Origin of the sequence: Mycobacterium asiaticum DSM 44297, from assembly GCF_000613245.1 — a bacterium.
Lineage (GTDB): Bacteria > Actinomycetota > Actinomycetes > Mycobacteriales > Mycobacteriaceae > Mycobacterium > Mycobacterium asiaticum.
Map to the genome: position 1 here is coordinate 1,769,733 of NZ_HG964936.1, position 15,854 is coordinate 1,785,586.

Genomic DNA, 15,854 nt, shown 5'->3' on the forward strand with positions numbered 1-15,854 from the left:
CGGTGGGACCGGCGGATCTGCCGTGGGGCTCGGCAACGGCGGCAATGGCGGCAACGGCGGGACCGGCGCGACCAAGGGCAGCCCCGGCTCCGGCGGCAACGGTGGCCAGCTACTCGGCGCGGACGGGCTGCCCGGACTGGCGCCTTGAGCCTAGGGAGTCGCCTCGCTGGGATCGCGAGCCGAACGACCACAAACTGAGCGGTAATTTTGAAAATAGTTGTGCCACAATGCAGTTCGATTGCACAGCTGCGATCGTATGGCCTATGGACAGCCCGAGCATACTGCGCACCGTCACGCTGAACGACGTCTTCCTGCGGCCGGAGATTCCCCGCCGCACAACCGGTTTCGTCGGCTAGAAAGCTAGGAAACCGCCTGAGCTAGGATCGCTTGGTCCGCATGCCGCAGAGCCGCAGAAGGGAAGACGACGATGTCGGTCACGGTGATTCTCGAGCTCCGATTCAAGCCCGAGGAGGTGGCTGCGGGGCGGGAGCTGATGGGGCGCGCGCTGCAGGATACCCGGGCGTTCGACGGCAATCTGCGCACGGACGTGCTCATCGATGAGGACGACGACGCGCACTGGCTGATCTACGAACTGTGGGAGTCGGTCGACGCCGACGAGGCCTACCGGCGCTTCCGGGCCGGCGAAGGAAAGCTAACCCAGCTTCCTCCGCTGCTGGCCGCCCCGCCGGTCAAGACCAGGTACACCACCTCCGACGTCTAGCGCGAGCGCAACCAGCCACCTTGGCCTAGCGTCAGTATTCATGAGCTTTTCCGAAGGCATCGGCACACTGAAACTTGAATGTCCGCAGGCCCACCCGGTCGGCAGGATTCTGCGGGAGGCCGCACATCAATCGGTTCAATACGACCCCGGTGCCCAGGTTGGCCCCCGACGGTTCTGGCCCGAGGAAGGCGAGCAGGCGCTGTTCACCATCCACTGCCGGTTTTGCGACAAGACGGTAGGAGAAGCCACCGCGACGCTGCGCGCGCAGTTCGCGGACTTGGTCGCACACACCACGGAGACGTACCGAACAACCACATTGTCTTACGTGTAAGCCGTGGCACTCACATAAAAGACAAATCAACCACCTATAAAATGTCATTTGCGGGCGGCCACACGCCGGTGGTTAAGCCAAGCGCAACAACGCTTTTCACTCAAGCATTAGTCAAGTTTGCCGTCGAAGGACGCTATTCAGCACTTGTCCAGTAAACGACTCCCGTATTCACCCATGCTGATATCGCGAGTTTTTATTGATTTCGTAAGGGCTATAAGGAAACGTCTACAAAAGCGCACTACCCACGTCCCTACTAGCACGGAGCTCTCATGACGCTATCCCGCAGGCACCCGCTGGGCGTCCTCGCCGTGGTTGTGGCCAGCCTCGCCGCTGTCACATCTCTCGTCGTGTACGCACCGCCGGCTCAGGCCTTCTACGTCAAGTACCACGAGACGATCACGCGCAACGCACTACCCGCAGACCAGGTCAGCCAGCTGGCCGTCAACCAGATCTTGGTGGGCCCGCCGCCCGGTGGCGGGGCCATGGGCAGTGACGTCTTCGCCACCGACGAGTTCCGTCACCTCGACAACTCGATCAACCCGGTTGACATCTGCAACCGGGCCCGCCAGGCCTGGGACGTCTTCTCGCCCGTCGTGCTGAGCGGGTCGGTGCTCAACGGCAACGTCGAAGCCGACGGCCCCGGTGCCCGCGCCGCGTTCGGGGCGCTGTTGCACACCCAGCAGGACTTTTACGCGCACTCCAACTGGGTCGACGACAACATCGCCATCGGCCAGCTGGACCGCCTCGCCCCGCCGATCTTCCCGAACTGCAACCCTGCGGATTTCCCGGCTGACCTGCACACCGGCTACTACAGCATCGACTTCGCCCAGCAGTTCCCGCTTGAGGGCTGCCCGGCCGGCGGCCCGCCGCCCGGCTTCCAGGAATGCCACAGCACGCTGAACAAGGACGGCCCACACACCCCGCGCGGTGGCCAGCTCGTCCCAGGCACCAACATGACCAAGTACGACCTGGCGGCTCAACTGGCGACCCGCGCCAGCACGGACCTGTACTTCATGGTTCGTGACTGGGTGGCTAACGCCAACGGGCAGGACGCCGCCGTTCAGCTGTTCCAGCAGGGTGGACCGATGCCGTCGCTGTCCAACCTCCCGCACCTGCCCAACGTCCCCAACATCCCGTACACCGGAAACTGATCACCGTCGTCAGCGGGTGCTCGGGTCGATCCAGTCGATCCACTCGCCGTGGGCGGCAAGCCCGAGCACACCGCTGATTCCGGCCCGGTCGAACGCGGCGACAAACTCCTCGGCCCCCTCGCTGAAGTGAGCCCAACCGTCCACATGGGCCGGTATCACCAGCGTGGCGCCGAGTAATTCGGCCGCCGCGGCGGCACGCGCCGAGGTGAGCGTCAGCGGACGCCCGCGTTCCTTGGCCGCCACGCTCGCAGCGCCGGCGAACAGGACCGCGATGTCGACGCGGCCGACCCGGTCGGAGATTTCCTTGACCGTGCCGATCGAGGCGTTGTCGCCGCTGAGGTAGATGGTGGGCAATCCCGGGCCCGACAACACAAAGCCGGTCACCTCGCAGTTGACATGGCCGCTGGCGTCTCGTTGCCCGTCGGCCGGGCCGTGTACGGCCGGAACCGCTTGTGCGACAAGACCCCCGGGCAAGTTGTAAGACTCCCACGGCGCCACTGCGACCGCCGGCGGGCCGAGCCGAGAGGCGCCGCCTGGGTGGGTGAGCACCAGGGGAGCGGCCAGCGCCCAGCGCCGGCCTTCGTTGTCGAGGTTGTCCGGATGCTGGTCGTGGCTGATCAACACCGCATCCACCGGCCCGAGCGCATCGGCGGTCACCGCCGGGCCAACGGTCTTGGTCAGATAGGCGTGCACCCCGGGCGGATCGAAGGTCGGATCCATGACGATCCGGCGTCCGGCGATATCCACGACCGTTGTCGGACCACCCAGAACGCTGACGGCACACTCGCGCCGCCGTGCATCGACTCCCATAAGTCCTACAGTCCCCGATCGCTCAGCCAGTTGTGGATTCGCTCGGCCACCTGAGGCCAGCCCGGTTCCAGCATCAGCATGTGCCCCATGCCCGGGAAGATCTCCGCCTCGGTTCGATACCTCCGCGCCGTTGCGCGTACCTCGGCGTTGCTGATCAGCCCGTCATGCTCGCCGCCCAGCACCAACATCGGCGTGCTCACCCGGCGCGGTCGCGGCAGCCGGACTGCCTGGTCGAAGAAGACGGCACGCAGGCTGTCGGGCTCGACCCGCCGCGCTCCTTCCTCGACGAGGGTCTCGGGAGTCGTTGGGCTGAAAAGGAATTGCCGCGCCAGCCGCGGCGTGTTGAAGATGCCGTGCGCCTGTCCGATGCCGTTGGCTCGCACCGAGATCCACGGCTCCTTGCGCCAGACCCGCACGGCCGACGGGAAAATGCCGCGGGTCGGCGTCGACGCGAGGAGCACCGCGGCCGGCGCGCCGCGCTTCTCCAGATACTTCTGCGTGACGAAGCCGCCGGTGGAATGACCGATGAGCACCGGCCGTCCGCCCAATTGGTCGGCCGCCCAACGCACGTCATGAAGATAGTCGGCGATGGAGCACTTGCTGACCGGCCGCGGCGAGCTGCTGGCGCCATGGCCTCGCCAGCTCACGGCGACCGCCCGATACCCGCGTCCGGCGAAGAAATCGAGGAAGTGTTCGTCCCAGCACCACGCCGACAAACAACCGCCGTGCACGAACAGCAGCGGCGCCGGGTGCGTTGGTGAAACGGTGCCCTTCTCGATCAGTTCCAGCACAGCCAACATGGTGCCAGCTTCCTCACAGCGCCGTCTCTGCAACGCCGACTAGGGTGCACCAGTGTCCATTTCCCACATGTTGTTGATCGGGTTGGCGGGTTTGGGTGCCGGCGCGATCAACGCGCTTGTCGGATCCGGCACCCTGATCACCTTCCCGACGCTGGTTGCGCTGGGCTATCCACCGGTCACCTCGACCATGTCCAACGCGGTCGGCCTGGTCGCCGGCGGTGTGTCGGGCACCTGGGGGTATCGCCGGGAACTAAGTGGCCAGTGGGACCGGTTGCGCTGGCAGATCCCGGCGTCGCTGGCCGGCGGCGTGCTGGGCGCCTACCTGCTGCTGCACCTGCCCGAAAAGGTGTTCATCAGGATCGTGCCGGTGCTACTGGTCCTGGCCCTGATCCTGGTGTTGATCGGGCCGTGGATCCAGTCCTGGGCGCGTCGGCGTGCCGAAGGTGCCGGGCGCTCCGCCGAGCACCTCACCCGACCCGGATGGCATTGCTGGTACTGGGCACCTTTGCCGTCGGCATCTACGGCGGTTATTTCACCGCCGCGCAAGGCATCCTGCTGGTCGGTGTGATGGGTGCCCTGCTGCCCGAATCGGTGCAGCGGATGAACGCCGCCAAGAATTTACTCACCCTGATTGTGAATATCGTTGCCGCGGTGGGCTATACGTTGGTGGCTTGGGACCGGATCAGCTGGCCGGTGGCCGGGTTGATCGCGGTGGGCTCGCTGATCGGCGGATTGCTGGGTGCGCGCTACGGTCGGCGGTTGTCGCCGGGTGCGCTACGGGCCACCATCGTGGTGGTCGGGTTGATCGGCTTGTACCGGCTGCTCGCCGTGTAAGAGTGCCGCCGGCGGCTTAGTATTCGGCAATGCCGGTCACTCCCGATGACGCGATAGCAGTGATCCGCGGCGCCGGGGGCGCCTGCCCCGGCCACCGAGCGTTGCACGCCAAGGGCACGCTGTATCGCGGCACGTTCACCGCCACACCGGAGGCCGCGAAGCTCTCCCGCGCAACGCATCTCGACGGTTCGCCGGTGCCGGCGCTGGTGCGGTTCTCCAACGGATCGGGCAACCCGACGCAGCCCGACGGCGCCGCGGGGGTACGCGGCCTCGCGGTGAAATTCACCCTTCCCGACGGCAAGACGACCGACGTGTCGACGCAGACCGCTCGGCTGTTCGCCTCCAGCACCCCCGACGGGTTCGTCGAGCTGCTCCGGGCGCTGCGACCCGGTCCAACCATGCCGGCCCGCCTCGCCCGCCTGTTCACCAAGCGTCCGGCACTGCTGCGAGCGCTGCCGATACTCGCGGCCGCCGGCAAGACCCCGGCGAGCTACGCCACGATCGAGTACCACGGTCTGCACGCCTTCCGCTGGACCGGCTCCGACGGCAGCAGCCGATTCGTCCGCTACCACCTGATCCCGGTCGCCGGCGTCCAGCATCTGTCGCTGCTCGCCGCCCGCAAGAAACAACCGGACTTCCTGACCGACGAACTCAAAGCCCGACTGGCCGCCGAACCCGTCCGGTTCGATTACCGTGTCCAGATCGCCGGACCCAACGACTCGACCGTCGACCCCTCCGCGCCGTGGCAGAACCCCGACACCGTCAGCGTCGGCACCATCGAGATCACCGGATTGGACACCGAGCGGGAACACGACGGCGACATCGTCGTGTTCGACCCGCTACGTGTGACCGACGGCATCGAGCCTTCCGAGGACCCGGTGTTGCGATTCCGCAGCCTGACCTATTCCGAGTCGGTGAAGCTGCGCACCGGTGTCGCCCGCGGCGCCGAAGCGCCCAGCATCAGCTGAGCGTCGCCTCGGCGGCAGCGGCGATCACATCCATCGCGTCGCCGCGTTCCCGGAATGCCCGCAGTTGCCGCATCGCGCCGTTGCCCAGCGTGGTGACACGCTCGAGTTCGTCGACGACATGGCGGTACTCGCCGAGCGCGTCCAGGGCCGGGCGGACCCGATGCACCAGCGCGCTCAACTGCTCGCGGGCGGGCACCGCGCCGCGACCGTGCACCAGGTCCAGCGTGTCGCCGGCCAAGCCGTCGTGCGCGGCTTTCCAGTACGCGGCCCGCAGCGCCGCCGGGGGTAGCCGGTCGGCACCCTCGGGACGTTCGTCGACCGCTGTCATCACCGCGGCCCGGATCAGGGTGGCCAGCAGCACGGTGTCGGCGACCGTGGCCGGCACGTCGGCGACCCGCACCTCGACCGTCGGGAAATCGGCCGAGGGGCGCACGTCCCAATAGACCATCCCGGTGTCCAGGATCACCCCGGTGTCGACCAGCATGCGCACCGTGCGGTCGTACTCATCGGCGGAGGCGAAGTACGGTGGCGCACCCGCCACCGGCCAGCGCCGCCACAGCACACTGCGCCAGCTGGCGTAACCCGATTCGGAGTTGCGGTAGATCGCGGAATTCGCCGACAGCGCCAACAGTGTCGGCAACCACGGTCGCAGCCAGTTGCTGGCATGGATCGCCGCGGAGCGGTCAGGCACCTGCACGTGCACATGGCAGCCGCAGATGCCCTGCTCGTGCGCCACCATGCCGAACTGCTCGCCGATTTTGCGGTAGCGGGGAGTGTCGGTGACCGGAAACTCAGTTGGCGTGACCGGCGGCAGGGCCAGCGCCAACAGCCGAACACCGACCGCTTCAGCTGCCTGGGCCGCGGTCCGCCGCAGCTTTGTGAGCTCCTCGCCAAGTTGGCCGCTGGATGACACGACGCTGGACGTTGTCTCGACCTGACAACTGCTCAGTTCGACCTGCAGGTCCACCCCGCGCCGTTCGGCCTCGGCCGCGACCGCGTCGTTTTGCGGCGCCGGCTCGCCGGAGCCGGGGTCGACGAGCAGAAATTCCTCTTCCACTCCGAAAGTCGGGACACCGTCCTTGGAGCACTCCGTGCCCATATCCGCAAACTACCCCCGCGAGGGCAACGAAAACCTAGCGTCGAATCACCCGCTTGACCTGCGCAACTGATACCAAGCGAACCCTTTTGTGGCGCCATGTCAGCCATTTCCCTGTGCGAATGCGCCCAGTTCGGGACAATGGTCTCGATGCACGTCGGGTGTGAAGGAGCGATCAGCAGTGTCGAGTGTTGGGTTGCAAGAGCACGACCACGTTCTTGATTCCATCGAGGGCCTGGTAGCCCAAGATGGCATCGAAGCCGTCACGATCCGTGCGTTGACCAAAGCCACCGGGGTCTCCAACGGCGCCATCTACCGCACGTTCGAGTCGCGTGGGGGGCTGCTCGGCCGGGTGTGGATTCGCGCGGAACGCCGTTTCCTGGACCATCTGACCAGCTTGATCGAGGAAGCCAAGGCGCGTCCGGGCAGCGAGCCGCTGGACGCCGTCTACGCGGCGGCCGAGACGTCGCTGCTGTATCCGGAGATGTATCCGGAGTCGTCGGCGTGCCTGATGACCGTGCGCCGCGACGACGTGGTCAGCCAGCCGATGCCGCGCGACATCGCCGACCAGCTACGCGCGCTGGAAGGCGAACTCACCGGGGTGATGGCACAGCTGGCCGAGGGATTGTGGCGCCGCAGCGACGCCGCCGCCGTCAACCTGATCGCCACCTGCATCATCGATCTGCCCAAGTGGATCGCACTGCGCGGGCAAGGGTACAGCCCGGCCACGCTGCGAAACTATCTACGCGCCGCGGTGCGCTCCGTGCTCGAGGTGGGCCCACCACCGCTGGGTGCAAGCCCAGCGACGACCGCTAACGGTCCGCTGGAATACCGTTGGGCTCACCTGGTGGGAGTCACGGCCAGCGCGTGGTCCACGGTCGGGTATATCGGCAGCAGGACCCTCAATCCGCAGGCTTCCACGATTCGCTCCACGATCGGCGCCTGAGTCACCAGCCGGAGGTCGACGCCGCGTTCCTGGCACTGTTCGGCCGTGTCGGCCAGCACCGTAAACGCGCAGCAACCCATGAAGTCGACATCGGACACGTCGATGACGAACGGGCCCGCCGGGGTGGCGGTAGCCGCCGCCTCCGTCACCAGCCGGTGCCAGGTGTGCTCGTTGCACGCGTCGATCTCCCCACCGGCATGAATGATCACCGCCTCACCGCGGCGGTCGGTGATGGCCCGCAGCGTGCTGCACGGGTCCCCGAGTTCGTAAACCAGTCGTGTGCTGAGGGTGAGGTGCTTGGCGGAAAAAGACTCTGCAATGACCAGGCTCATTTGTGCACTCCTAATCGACAAGCGCAGAACGCGCCGCGAAGGATGCCCATCCTTCTGATCTGAAGACAGACAGACTCGCCTTGTAAGTCTCAGTTCTATAACAAGACAGGGCGGTCTGTCTACATGGCCGGCGTAAGAGTACGGTAAGCCTCGTTATGTCCCAGCCCGAAATCACGGCGCCACAGGTACCGGCCCGTGAACGGATACTAGGTGCCGCCTACCAGTTATTCAGCCGGCGGGGTATCCGCGCGGTGGGTACCGACGAGGTGATTGAACGGGCCGGTGTGGCCCGGGCTACGCTTTACCGTCATTTCGCGACCAAGAATGACCTGGTCCTGGCCGTTTTGGATCGTCGGGAACAACTCTGGACACACGGGTTGATCGAGGAGCAGTCCGCGGCACGCGGCAAGACTCCCGAGGAACAGTTGCTGGCGATCTTTGACGTCCTGCACGAGTGGTTTCAGAACCGCGACGGGTTTGAGGGATGCTCGTTCATCAACGTCCTGCTCGAGATGGGTGTCGACCACCCGGTCGGCCAGGCCAGCATCGCTCACATAGCCAATGTCCGCCAGATCGTCCGCGAGCGCGCCGTGGCGGCGGGCCTGATCGACGTCGAGGCGTTCGCCATGTCCTGGCACATCCTGATGAAGGGGGCCATCATCATGGCGGCGGTCGGCGAACCCGGCGCGGCCCTGCGGGCGCAGGCCATGGCACGCGTCCTCATCGAGCAGCATCGTCCCGAGGACACCCACGGGCTGGGCGTGGCGGCCGGATAGGTCACGCCGCGGTGGTATCGGACTTGCGGGAGTGCTCTTCCTCGAGTTCGGCGATGGCGCGCGAGGTGCGTTCGCGCAGCAGTATCGCGGCGGTGACCCCGCAGATGATCGCGATCACCAGCGCCACCCAGGAGAACCGGGACAGCCAGCGCTCGGCGGCCACGCCGGCGAAATAGACCAGCGCCGTCGTCCCTCCCGCCCAGCAGATGCCGCCGCACACGTTGGCCACCAGGAAGCGCGGGTAGGGCATCTTCAGCGCGCCGGCCAGCGGTCCGGCGAAGATCCGTAACAACGCGATGAACCGTCCGAAGAAGACCGCCCGCACACCCCAGCGATTGAAGGTCCGTTCGGCGAGCGCGACATGGCCGGGGCCGAAGTGCTTCGGGAACCGTCGGCCAAGGCGATCGAAAAGCGGCATCCCGAACCTGCGGCCGATCGAATAGCCGATCGAGTCGCCGACCACCGCGCCCAGCACGGCGGCGGCCCCAACGCCGACCGGGTTCACCGCCAGCTCGTGATGCGAAGACATCAACGCCGCGCTGACCAACACGATCTCGCCCGGCAGCGGGATGCCCAGGCTTTCGAGCCCGACGATGCCGCCGACCACCAGATACACCGCTAGCGGCGGGATTGTCTGCAGCAGGGCCTCCACATCCATGCGTTAAAGGATGCCTGACGCGTCCCGCATATGCGCCCGGATCCGGCTCTATACCGTCATCGATACTGTCGAGACTGTCCAGCGGACGACAGGAGAGCCAGTGGAATTCAATCTTGCCCAGGTTTTCTCGGCGGTGGCCGCCGCTAACCCCGACCGCGACGCCATCGTCTTCGGCGATCGCCGGCTCACCTTCGCCCAGACCGACGAACGAGCCCGCCGCTTCGCCCGGGCCCTGCACGACTGGGGCTACGGCGCCCGGCGGGAGCGAGCCGAGTTGGCGCCCCACGAGTCCGGCCAAAGTCACCTGGGGTTGTACCTGGCCAACTGCAACGAATTCCTCGAGGCGATGATCGGCGCCTACAAAGCCCGGGTCGCCCCGTTCAACATCAATTACCGCTACGTCGCCGACGAGCTGGTCTACCTGATCGACAACGCGAGCGCCGACGTCCTCGTCTATCAGGCGCGGTTCGCGCCGACGCTGGCCGAGGCGTTGGCCAGGGTGGTGCGCGAGATCCGGTTGATCCACGTCGACGACGAGTCCGGAAATGAGCCGCTGCCCGGGGCGGTGCGCTACGAGGAGCTACTGGCCTCCACGTCCGATGAACCGCTGGACGTCGTGCCCTCGCCCGACGACCTCTACATGCTCTACACCGGCGGCACCACCGGCATGCCCAAGGCGGTGCTATGGCGCCAGCACGACATCTACATGAACGCTATGGGTGGCCGACCGCCGTTCGGCGGCGACGTAGTGACGAGCCTTGACGACATCGTCGAGCGCTCGCGGCCGGACGGACCGGGATCGTTGACGGCCGCTCCGTTGATGCACGGTGCGGCGCAGTGGGCGGCCTTCATCAACCTGTGTAGCGGGCGGCCGTTCGTGATGGCGCCGACCACAACCCATTTCGATCCCGCCGAAACGTGGGCCCTGGCCAGCCGGGAGCGCGTCATCTCACTGTCCTTCGTCGGAGACGCGTTCGGACGGCCGCTGGTCGACGAACTCGAAGCCGGGGACTACGACCTGTCCGGACTGTTCATCGTCGTGACCGGTGGGGCCGCGCTCAGTGCACCGCTCAAACAGCGGTTCGTCGAACTGCTGCCGCACGTGACGATCCTGGACGCGGGCGGCTCATCGGAATCGGGAAACCAGATGGGACAGGTCTCCAGCCGAATGCAGAACGCTTCCGGGAGATTTGCGCCGAATCCGGGTGCCGTGGTGGTCAGCGAGGACCTGACCCGGATCCTGTCGCCCGGCGACGACGAGGTCGGTTGGCTCGCCCAGCAGGGCCACATCCCGCTGGGCTACCTCGGCGATGCGGCCAAGACGGCGCGGACGTTCCCGGTCATCGACGGCATCCGGCACTCGGTACCGGGCGACCGGGCGCGCTGGCATGCCGACGGTCAGATCGAACTGCTGGGCCGCGACTCGGTGACCATCAACTCCGGCGGCGAGAAGATCTTCGCCGAAGAGGTGGAGGCCGCCATCCACGAACATCCCGCGGTGTACGACGTGGTGGTGACCGGCCGGCCGAGTGCGCGGTGGGGGAACGAAGTGGTCGCGCTGGTCCAGCTGGCTGCGGGAGCCGAAGCCGACAGCGCCGGCATCATCGCTGAGGCGGCGCGTCACATCGCGCGATACAAACTGCCCAAAGAGGTGATCTTCTGTTCCACCGTGCAGCGGTCGCCGTCGGGCAAGGCCGACTACCGGTGGGCCAAATGGCGCGCCGCGCTGCCTACCAGCCACAATGTCCCCGACCGCTGAGCAACGCGACGCGTACGAACCGTATCGGGATTTGCCGCGTCATACGGCGTTTTTGCGCAGAACGTTCGATGGCCGTAACAAATCGCCGGCGCGGGTGAGCCAAGCGATACGCTCAGCAGGTGCCGAAAGAGGTACCGCAGTATCCGATCGAGTCGGTCGACAACGCGCTGAAACTGCTTCTGCTGTTGGGTGAGCAACCGCAGATCCGGTTGAGCGAGGCGACCCGGCATCTCGGTGTGGCATCGTCGACGGCGCACCGATTGCTAGCCATGCTGACCTACCGCGGTTTCGTCCGCCAGGACCCGGAATCCAAGGCGTACCTGCCCGGTCCGGCCCTGACCAGTGTGGCGTTCGCGATCTTTGGGCGCATCGACATCCAGGGCGCGGCACTGCCGGTCATGCGTGGACTCGCCGAAAGTTTGGGCGAGACAATCCATGTCGGCATGCTGGACGGAGCTAGTGTCCGCTTCGTCGCGGCGACCGAAGGGCCGAAGGCCGTTCGGGTGGCTTCCCGGTTGGGTCGCACGATGCCGGCGCACTGTACATCGACGGGCAAGGCGTTGCTCGCACAGCTGTCCGAAAGTGAACTGCGCCAGCTCATTCCGCATGAGCAGTTGGAAGCCATCACGGCGCGCTCTATCGTAAGCCGCGCCCGGCTCGCCTCGGAGCTGATCAGGATCCGGGAGCGGGGCTATGCCACCAACCGCGAAGAGAGCGAAGAGGGTGTCGCGTCGGTTGCGGTGTCGATACCCACTCGCGCTCCAGGGCTGCGACTCGCACTCAATGCCTCGGCACCACAGCATCGGCTGCCGGCCTCGAAATATTCGTCGGTGGCCGCCACACTCGTCGAGGCGGCCAAGGAGATCGGCGATCAGTTGGGCTGATCACCCAACCGGGCGACCTCATGCCGCCACGCCGCGTCGACGTTGAACCCAGATCCCAAGTCCGGCAACTCGGCCCAGTCATCGTCGTCGATGCTGTGCAACGTTCCGCCGGCCATGCTTATCCGTAACGACATCCGGGCCAACTCGTTGAGGCTGATCGCCTGCAGCACCGCCTGCTCGACCGTGGCGGCGGCGCTGGTGATCCCGTGCCCACGACAGATGATCACCTGCGCGTTACCCATCGCCGCGACCATCTCCCTGCCCAGCTGTGCGTTCCGGATCAGCACGGCGCGTGGGTATACCGGCACACCGGCGCGGGCCAGCCACGCGCCGGGTATGTCGTAGGCGCCGTAGATTGGCCGGATGACGATGCCGGCCAGGTCGGCGGCGACGACTTCCGGGGGATGCAGGTGGGCGACGGCGCGATGTCGCGGCTGGGCGCGCAGCGTCTCAAGGTGGATGGGCAACTCATTCGGCACCCGATAGCCGTCGAGTTCGCCTGCGGCACCGGGATTTCCGTCAAAGTCGATCAGCCGGATGTCACTGGATCGAGTGTATGCCACGCCCGTGTCGGTGTCGCTGCGGCAACGGATGAGCAGGTGGCCGTCGTCGACTCGCAGGCTCAGGTGGCCAAGGATGCCGTCGACCAGACCGCGGGCCGCGGCGACGCGGCAGGCCTGCGCCACCAGGGTGCGCTCTGCTGTCAGGTTCATTTCGGTGTGCCCAGCCGGAATCCGCCGTCGGGATGGATGGTCTCGCCGGTGATTCCGCGCGACCGGTCCGAAGCCAGGAACACATAGCTCCACGCGTGGTCGGCACCGGAGAGCGCGACGTTCAACGGGGTGCGCGCGGCCAAATCGGCAGCCCGGTCGGAGGAGTCGTCGAGTCGGATGTCGTCGAGCCCAAGAGTTGCCAGCCCGCGCAGGTCGGTGTGCATCGTCCCGCCCGGTGCCACCCCGTTGACCCGGATGAGCGGGGCGAGATCATGGGCCAGCGCCGTCACCAGGCCCCGCACCGCGAATTTTGACGGCACGTACAGCACGCCGCCCCGGCCAGGGTAGTACGCCGACGTGGACTCGGTGAGCACGATCGAGGAGACCGCTGCGGCGCGCAGGGCTGGTACCGCGGCCTTCACCGACTGCAGGTGGCTGAGCACGTTGGTGCGGAACATCTCGTCGAACGCCGCAGCGAGGTCGTCGGCACCGATGGCGTCGATCCCCTTGTAGAAATCGAACACGCCGACGCAGTTCACCAGCGTGTCCAGGCCGCCGAAGGACTCGACTGCCGCCGCAACCGCGCGGTCGTTGGCTTCCCGGGTGGTGGCGTCGCCTTCGACCACCGCAACCGCGGGAAGTTCGTCACGCAGCCGTTCGCACTTTGCCCGGTCACGTTCCAAGACAGCGACTTTGGCGCCCTCGGCGCCGAACGCGTCCACAACCGCCCGGCCGATTCCCGACCCGGCGCCCACCACCAGTGCCCGCTTGCCGTCCAGCCAACCGGTCATGGCGAGGGTTGCTCCTCGTCGGGCAACAGCGGGGCCCCGGTATTTCCCACCATGGCCGTCAGCGTACGGGCGTTCTGCCAGGTGAGCGCCTCGACCTCCAGCGGGTCCAGGCTGATCCACTGCCCGGTCTTCGGTGCGCTGATGAGCAGCCGCGCCCCGTTGCGGGTGTCCACCCGCTGCACAACGACTTCGGTGAATTCGTTCGCCAGCGTGATCGGCTCACCGACCGGGTTCACAGAAACACCGCCAGGTTTTGCATCCGCAACACCGACTCGTCGGTAAAGATGGTGCGGCGGGCCAGCTTCCATGCTTGACCGGGCTCGTCCCAGCGCAGCACGTCCTCTCTTCCGCACGACAGCAGAGCGCTCTCGTTGACGTCGCCGCGGCTGCGAAAAAGCAGTTCGGCCGACTCCACGACCACGTGCCCCGCGTCGTCGGCTGCGAAGGTCCGCACATTGGTGATGAAGTGCCGCAGCCGTGACGGGGGATCCTCGGCCCAGACGTGCTCGGTGCCCATCCGCGCCACCCGCTGCGTCAGCGAATACTTGTCCTCGTCGAAGTGATCCATCCCGGGCGACACCGTGAACCCGGCACCGCGGGCGGTCGTCACCCGCACCGGCATGACGTAGCGGATGTCCTCGGTCATCGTTTCCAGCCACTCCTCATACCGCTGCGCATCCAGCAGATAGGCCTCGTCCACCAGGAACTGATGGGCCTGCAAATGACGAGTATCGTTGAAGGGCAACGCCTTTCTCATACGGACTCCAACTGGTCAGCCCACAGCTTGAGCAGTTCGCGCTGGTTGTACTCGTTGTAGCCCACCTGGGCACGCCCCGGCCCGTGGAACGACTCGGGCGGCAGCGCCTCGATCACTGGGCGGTCGTCGGCGAGGAGTCCCATTCGGCTATTCAGCAGCAGACGCCGGGCCATCGATCCCCCGGCGGTGGTGGTCAGCGATACCCAGTTCTCCACGTCGTCCTGTTCGAACATGCCGGTGGATCCGAAGCACATCAGATACGCCTTGTAGGAGTCCTTTTTGAACTGTTCGGGGGCAGCGGCGTCGACGGCGAACCAGGAGCAGACCTCGGTTTCGTTCTCGTTGATCGGCTGCCACTGCCGGATCGAGATGAACGGCAGCACCTGTTCCCCGCCGGGCAATTTGGGCCAGTTGTGCACGAAGCTGAGATTGGGAAAGCAGGTGGCGGCGGAGAACATGAAGCCGTCTTCGGCGACCACCCGCTGCTGACGGGGCGACCACGCGTCTTTGATCCGATGGATCATTTCGTCGGGGTATCCCACGTACCGCATGCGTTCGTCGAAATCGCCGGGTGGCAGCTTGTAGGTGGTTCCGCCGCCCCGCTGGGCCCAGTAGGTGGCTCCGTCTTTACGCTTCTGCGCCTTGGGTTCCCGAAACAGGCCGATCTCGACGATGGACGCGTGGGTGTGCGGCGTGTGGTACATGTCCCCGGCGAAGTTCTCGGCGCCGATCTTCCAGTTCGCCTTGATTCGCCACCGTTGGGGTCCGCGCACTTCGACGCCGGCGGCGCTTTGTTTGGTGTAGAAGTCCAGATAGAAGGCGAAGTCTCCGAGGAATTCCAGCAGCGGCGGCGCGTGCGGGTCCAGGTTGATGAAGATCAGTCCGTTGTAGGTCGCCAAACTCGGTGCGGGCAGCAGGCTCTGGCCTCTCGCGAAGCCCTCGTCGCCCCCGTACGCCTCGCGGTGGAACGGCAGACCCGTGAGCCGTCCGTCGTTGCGATAGGTCCAGCCGTGGTAGGGGCAGCGGAAATTGGAGGCATTGCCCATCTCGGCGCGGCAAACCTGCATCCCGCGGTGCAGGCACATATTGAACAAGGCCCGCACCACGCCATCCGAGCCGCGGGTGACGATGAACGAGTCGTCGAGCACCCGGCGCACCACGTAGTCGCCGTCGTCGGGGATCTCCGACTCGTGCGCCACGAACATCCAGGCCCGGCTGAAGAGGCGTTCCTTCTCCAAGGCGAACAGCTCGCCGTCGTTGTAGATGTGCGCCGGGATCATGCCGCGGCGAACATCGTCGAAAATCTGCTCGATCAATCACACACCCACTTTCTTTCTGCTCTACAGAGGATATCTCTGTTCAGCAGAGTATTCAGCACGACTTCGTACAGCACCCCGATAGCCAACTCACAGGCGGCTCGCATTCAAACCCGGGCGCGGAGCGGGAATTCTGGCACTGCGGTGGTGAACCGGCTGCCCGTTCGCCGCGTAGATCCAAAGGGGGACGCATGGTCTTCGAGACGCATAT

General features: G+C 66.1%; 18 protein-coding genes and 1 pseudogene. 9 read left to right on the forward strand and 10 right to left on the reverse strand.

The features are described 5' to 3' along the window. The first annotated feature begins 427 nt into the window (after positions 1 to 427). The 3 genes from BN972_RS08645 to BN972_RS08655 all read left to right on the forward strand — a co-directional run bounded on the left by BN972_RS08645 (position 428) and on the right by BN972_RS08655 (position 2,203). A complete protein-coding gene (locus BN972_RS08645; protein WP_036355073.1) occupies positions 428 to 721 on the forward strand; it encodes a putative quinol monooxygenase in 294 nt (97 codons plus the stop codon). Between the two features lie 40 nt (positions 722 to 761). Next, the gene (locus BN972_RS08650) at positions 762 to 1,052 is read left to right on the forward strand and encodes a hypothetical protein (RefSeq protein ID WP_036355076.1); all 291 of its coding nucleotides are present in this window, start codon (positions 762 to 764) and stop codon (positions 1,050 to 1,052) included. Positions 1,053 to 1,321: 269 nt separating this feature from the next. Then, positions 1,322 to 2,203 carry a hypothetical protein gene (locus BN972_RS08655; protein WP_142277152.1) on the forward strand — a complete coding sequence of 294 codons (882 nt, stop codon included), beginning with the start codon at positions 1,322 to 1,324 and terminating at the stop codon, positions 2,201 to 2,203. Positions 2,204 to 2,212: 9 nt separating this feature from the next. On the opposite strand, the gene BN972_RS08660 is transcribed toward BN972_RS08655, so the two are convergent. Next, entirely contained in the window at positions 2,213 to 3,013 is an 801-nt protein-coding gene (locus BN972_RS08660) for an MBL fold metallo-hydrolase (RefSeq protein ID WP_036355078.1), read from the reverse strand. Positions 3,014 to 3,018: 5 nt separating this feature from the next. Beyond that, a complete protein-coding gene (locus BN972_RS08665; protein WP_390176187.1) occupies positions 3,019 to 3,813 on the reverse strand; it encodes an alpha/beta hydrolase in 795 nt (264 codons plus the stop codon). Between the two features lie 67 nt (positions 3,814 to 3,880). Between BN972_RS08665 and BN972_RS08670 the strand changes: the two are divergent. After that, a pseudogene (locus BN972_RS08670) lies at positions 3,881 to 4,647 on the forward strand (sulfite exporter TauE/SafE family protein). A gap of 29 nt (positions 4,648 to 4,676) precedes the next feature. Beyond that, positions 4,677 to 5,615, forward strand: a complete 939-nt coding sequence (locus BN972_RS08675) for a catalase family peroxidase (RefSeq protein ID WP_036355081.1) — start codon at positions 4,677 to 4,679, stop codon at positions 5,613 to 5,615. Here BN972_RS08675 and BN972_RS08680 read toward each other — a convergent pair. After that, entirely contained in the window at positions 5,608 to 6,714 is a 1,107-nt protein-coding gene (locus BN972_RS08680; RefSeq protein WP_036355084.1) for a glutamate--cysteine ligase 2, read from the reverse strand. The two genes, BN972_RS08675 and BN972_RS08680, sit on opposite strands and share 8 nt — an antisense overlap. A 178-nt stretch (positions 6,715 to 6,892) precedes the next feature. On the opposite strand from BN972_RS08680, the gene BN972_RS08685 reads away from it, so the two are divergent. Continuing rightward, positions 6,893 to 7,657, forward strand: a complete 765-nt coding sequence (locus BN972_RS08685; protein ID WP_080696741.1) for a TetR/AcrR family transcriptional regulator — start codon at positions 6,893 to 6,895, stop codon at positions 7,655 to 7,657. On the opposite strand, the gene BN972_RS28165 is transcribed toward BN972_RS08685, so the two are convergent. Continuing rightward, on the reverse strand, positions 7,552 to 7,989 hold the full coding sequence (locus BN972_RS28165; RefSeq protein WP_080696742.1) for an anti-sigma factor antagonist: 438 nt from the start codon (positions 7,987 to 7,989) through the stop codon (positions 7,552 to 7,554). The two genes, BN972_RS08685 and BN972_RS28165, sit on opposite strands and share 106 nt — an antisense overlap. Positions 7,990 to 8,144: 155 nt before the next feature. Between BN972_RS28165 and BN972_RS08690 the strand changes: the two genes are divergently transcribed. Continuing rightward, positions 8,145 to 8,765 carry a TetR/AcrR family transcriptional regulator gene (locus BN972_RS08690; RefSeq protein ID WP_036355087.1) on the forward strand — a complete coding sequence of 207 codons (621 nt, stop codon included), beginning with the start codon at positions 8,145 to 8,147 and terminating at the stop codon, positions 8,763 to 8,765. 1 nt (position 8,766) lies between these two features. Here the strand turns inward: BN972_RS08690 and BN972_RS08695 are convergent, their stop codons facing one another. Then, positions 8,767 to 9,423 carry a DedA family protein gene (locus BN972_RS08695; RefSeq protein ID WP_036355090.1) on the reverse strand — a complete coding sequence of 219 codons (657 nt, stop codon included), beginning with the start codon at positions 9,421 to 9,423 and terminating at the stop codon, positions 8,767 to 8,769. Between the two features lie 100 nt (positions 9,424 to 9,523). Between BN972_RS08695 and BN972_RS08700 the strand changes: the two genes are divergently transcribed. Both BN972_RS08700 and BN972_RS08705 read left to right on the forward strand, forming a co-directional pair. Further along, on the forward strand, positions 9,524 to 11,182 hold the full coding sequence (locus BN972_RS08700; protein ID WP_036355092.1) for an acyl-CoA synthetase: 1,659 nt from the start codon (positions 9,524 to 9,526) through the stop codon (positions 11,180 to 11,182). A gap of 119 nt (positions 11,183 to 11,301) precedes the next feature. After that, a complete protein-coding gene (locus BN972_RS08705) occupies positions 11,302 to 12,066 on the forward strand; it encodes an IclR family transcriptional regulator (protein WP_036355095.1) in 765 nt (254 codons plus the stop codon). On the opposite strand, the gene BN972_RS08710 is transcribed toward BN972_RS08705, so the two are convergent. From BN972_RS08710 to BN972_RS08730, 5 genes are read right to left on the reverse strand one after another with little or no spacing between them, the layout of a single operon-like run. Beyond that, positions 12,054 to 12,779, reverse strand: coding sequence for a class II aldolase/adducin family protein (locus BN972_RS08710; RefSeq protein ID WP_036355097.1), 726 nt, complete (start codon positions 12,777 to 12,779; stop codon positions 12,054 to 12,056). The genes BN972_RS08705 and BN972_RS08710 overlap by 13 nt on opposite strands. Beyond that, entirely contained in the window at positions 12,776 to 13,570 is a 795-nt protein-coding gene (hcaB, locus tag BN972_RS08715) for a 3-(cis-5,6-dihydroxycyclohexa-1,3-dien-1-yl)propanoate dehydrogenase (protein ID WP_036355100.1), read from the reverse strand. The genes BN972_RS08710 and hcaB overlap by 4 nt, the downstream gene beginning before the upstream one ends. Next, complete coding sequence (locus tag BN972_RS08720; protein ID WP_036355103.1) at positions 13,567 to 13,806, reverse strand: hypothetical protein; 240 nt, start codon at positions 13,804 to 13,806, stop codon at positions 13,567 to 13,569. Before BN972_RS08720 ends, hcaB begins: the two co-directional genes overlap by 4 nt. Beyond that, a complete protein-coding gene (locus tag BN972_RS08725; RefSeq protein ID WP_036355106.1) occupies positions 13,803 to 14,327 on the reverse strand; it encodes a 3-phenylpropionate/cinnamic acid dioxygenase subunit beta in 525 nt (174 codons plus the stop codon). Before BN972_RS08725 ends, BN972_RS08720 begins: the two co-directional genes overlap by 4 nt. Continuing rightward, entirely contained in the window at positions 14,324 to 15,607 is a 1,284-nt protein-coding gene (locus BN972_RS08730) for an aromatic ring-hydroxylating dioxygenase subunit alpha (protein ID WP_051545332.1), read from the reverse strand. The genes BN972_RS08725 and BN972_RS08730 overlap by 4 nt, the downstream gene beginning before the upstream one ends. Positions 15,608 to 15,854: the final 247 nt, after the last annotated feature.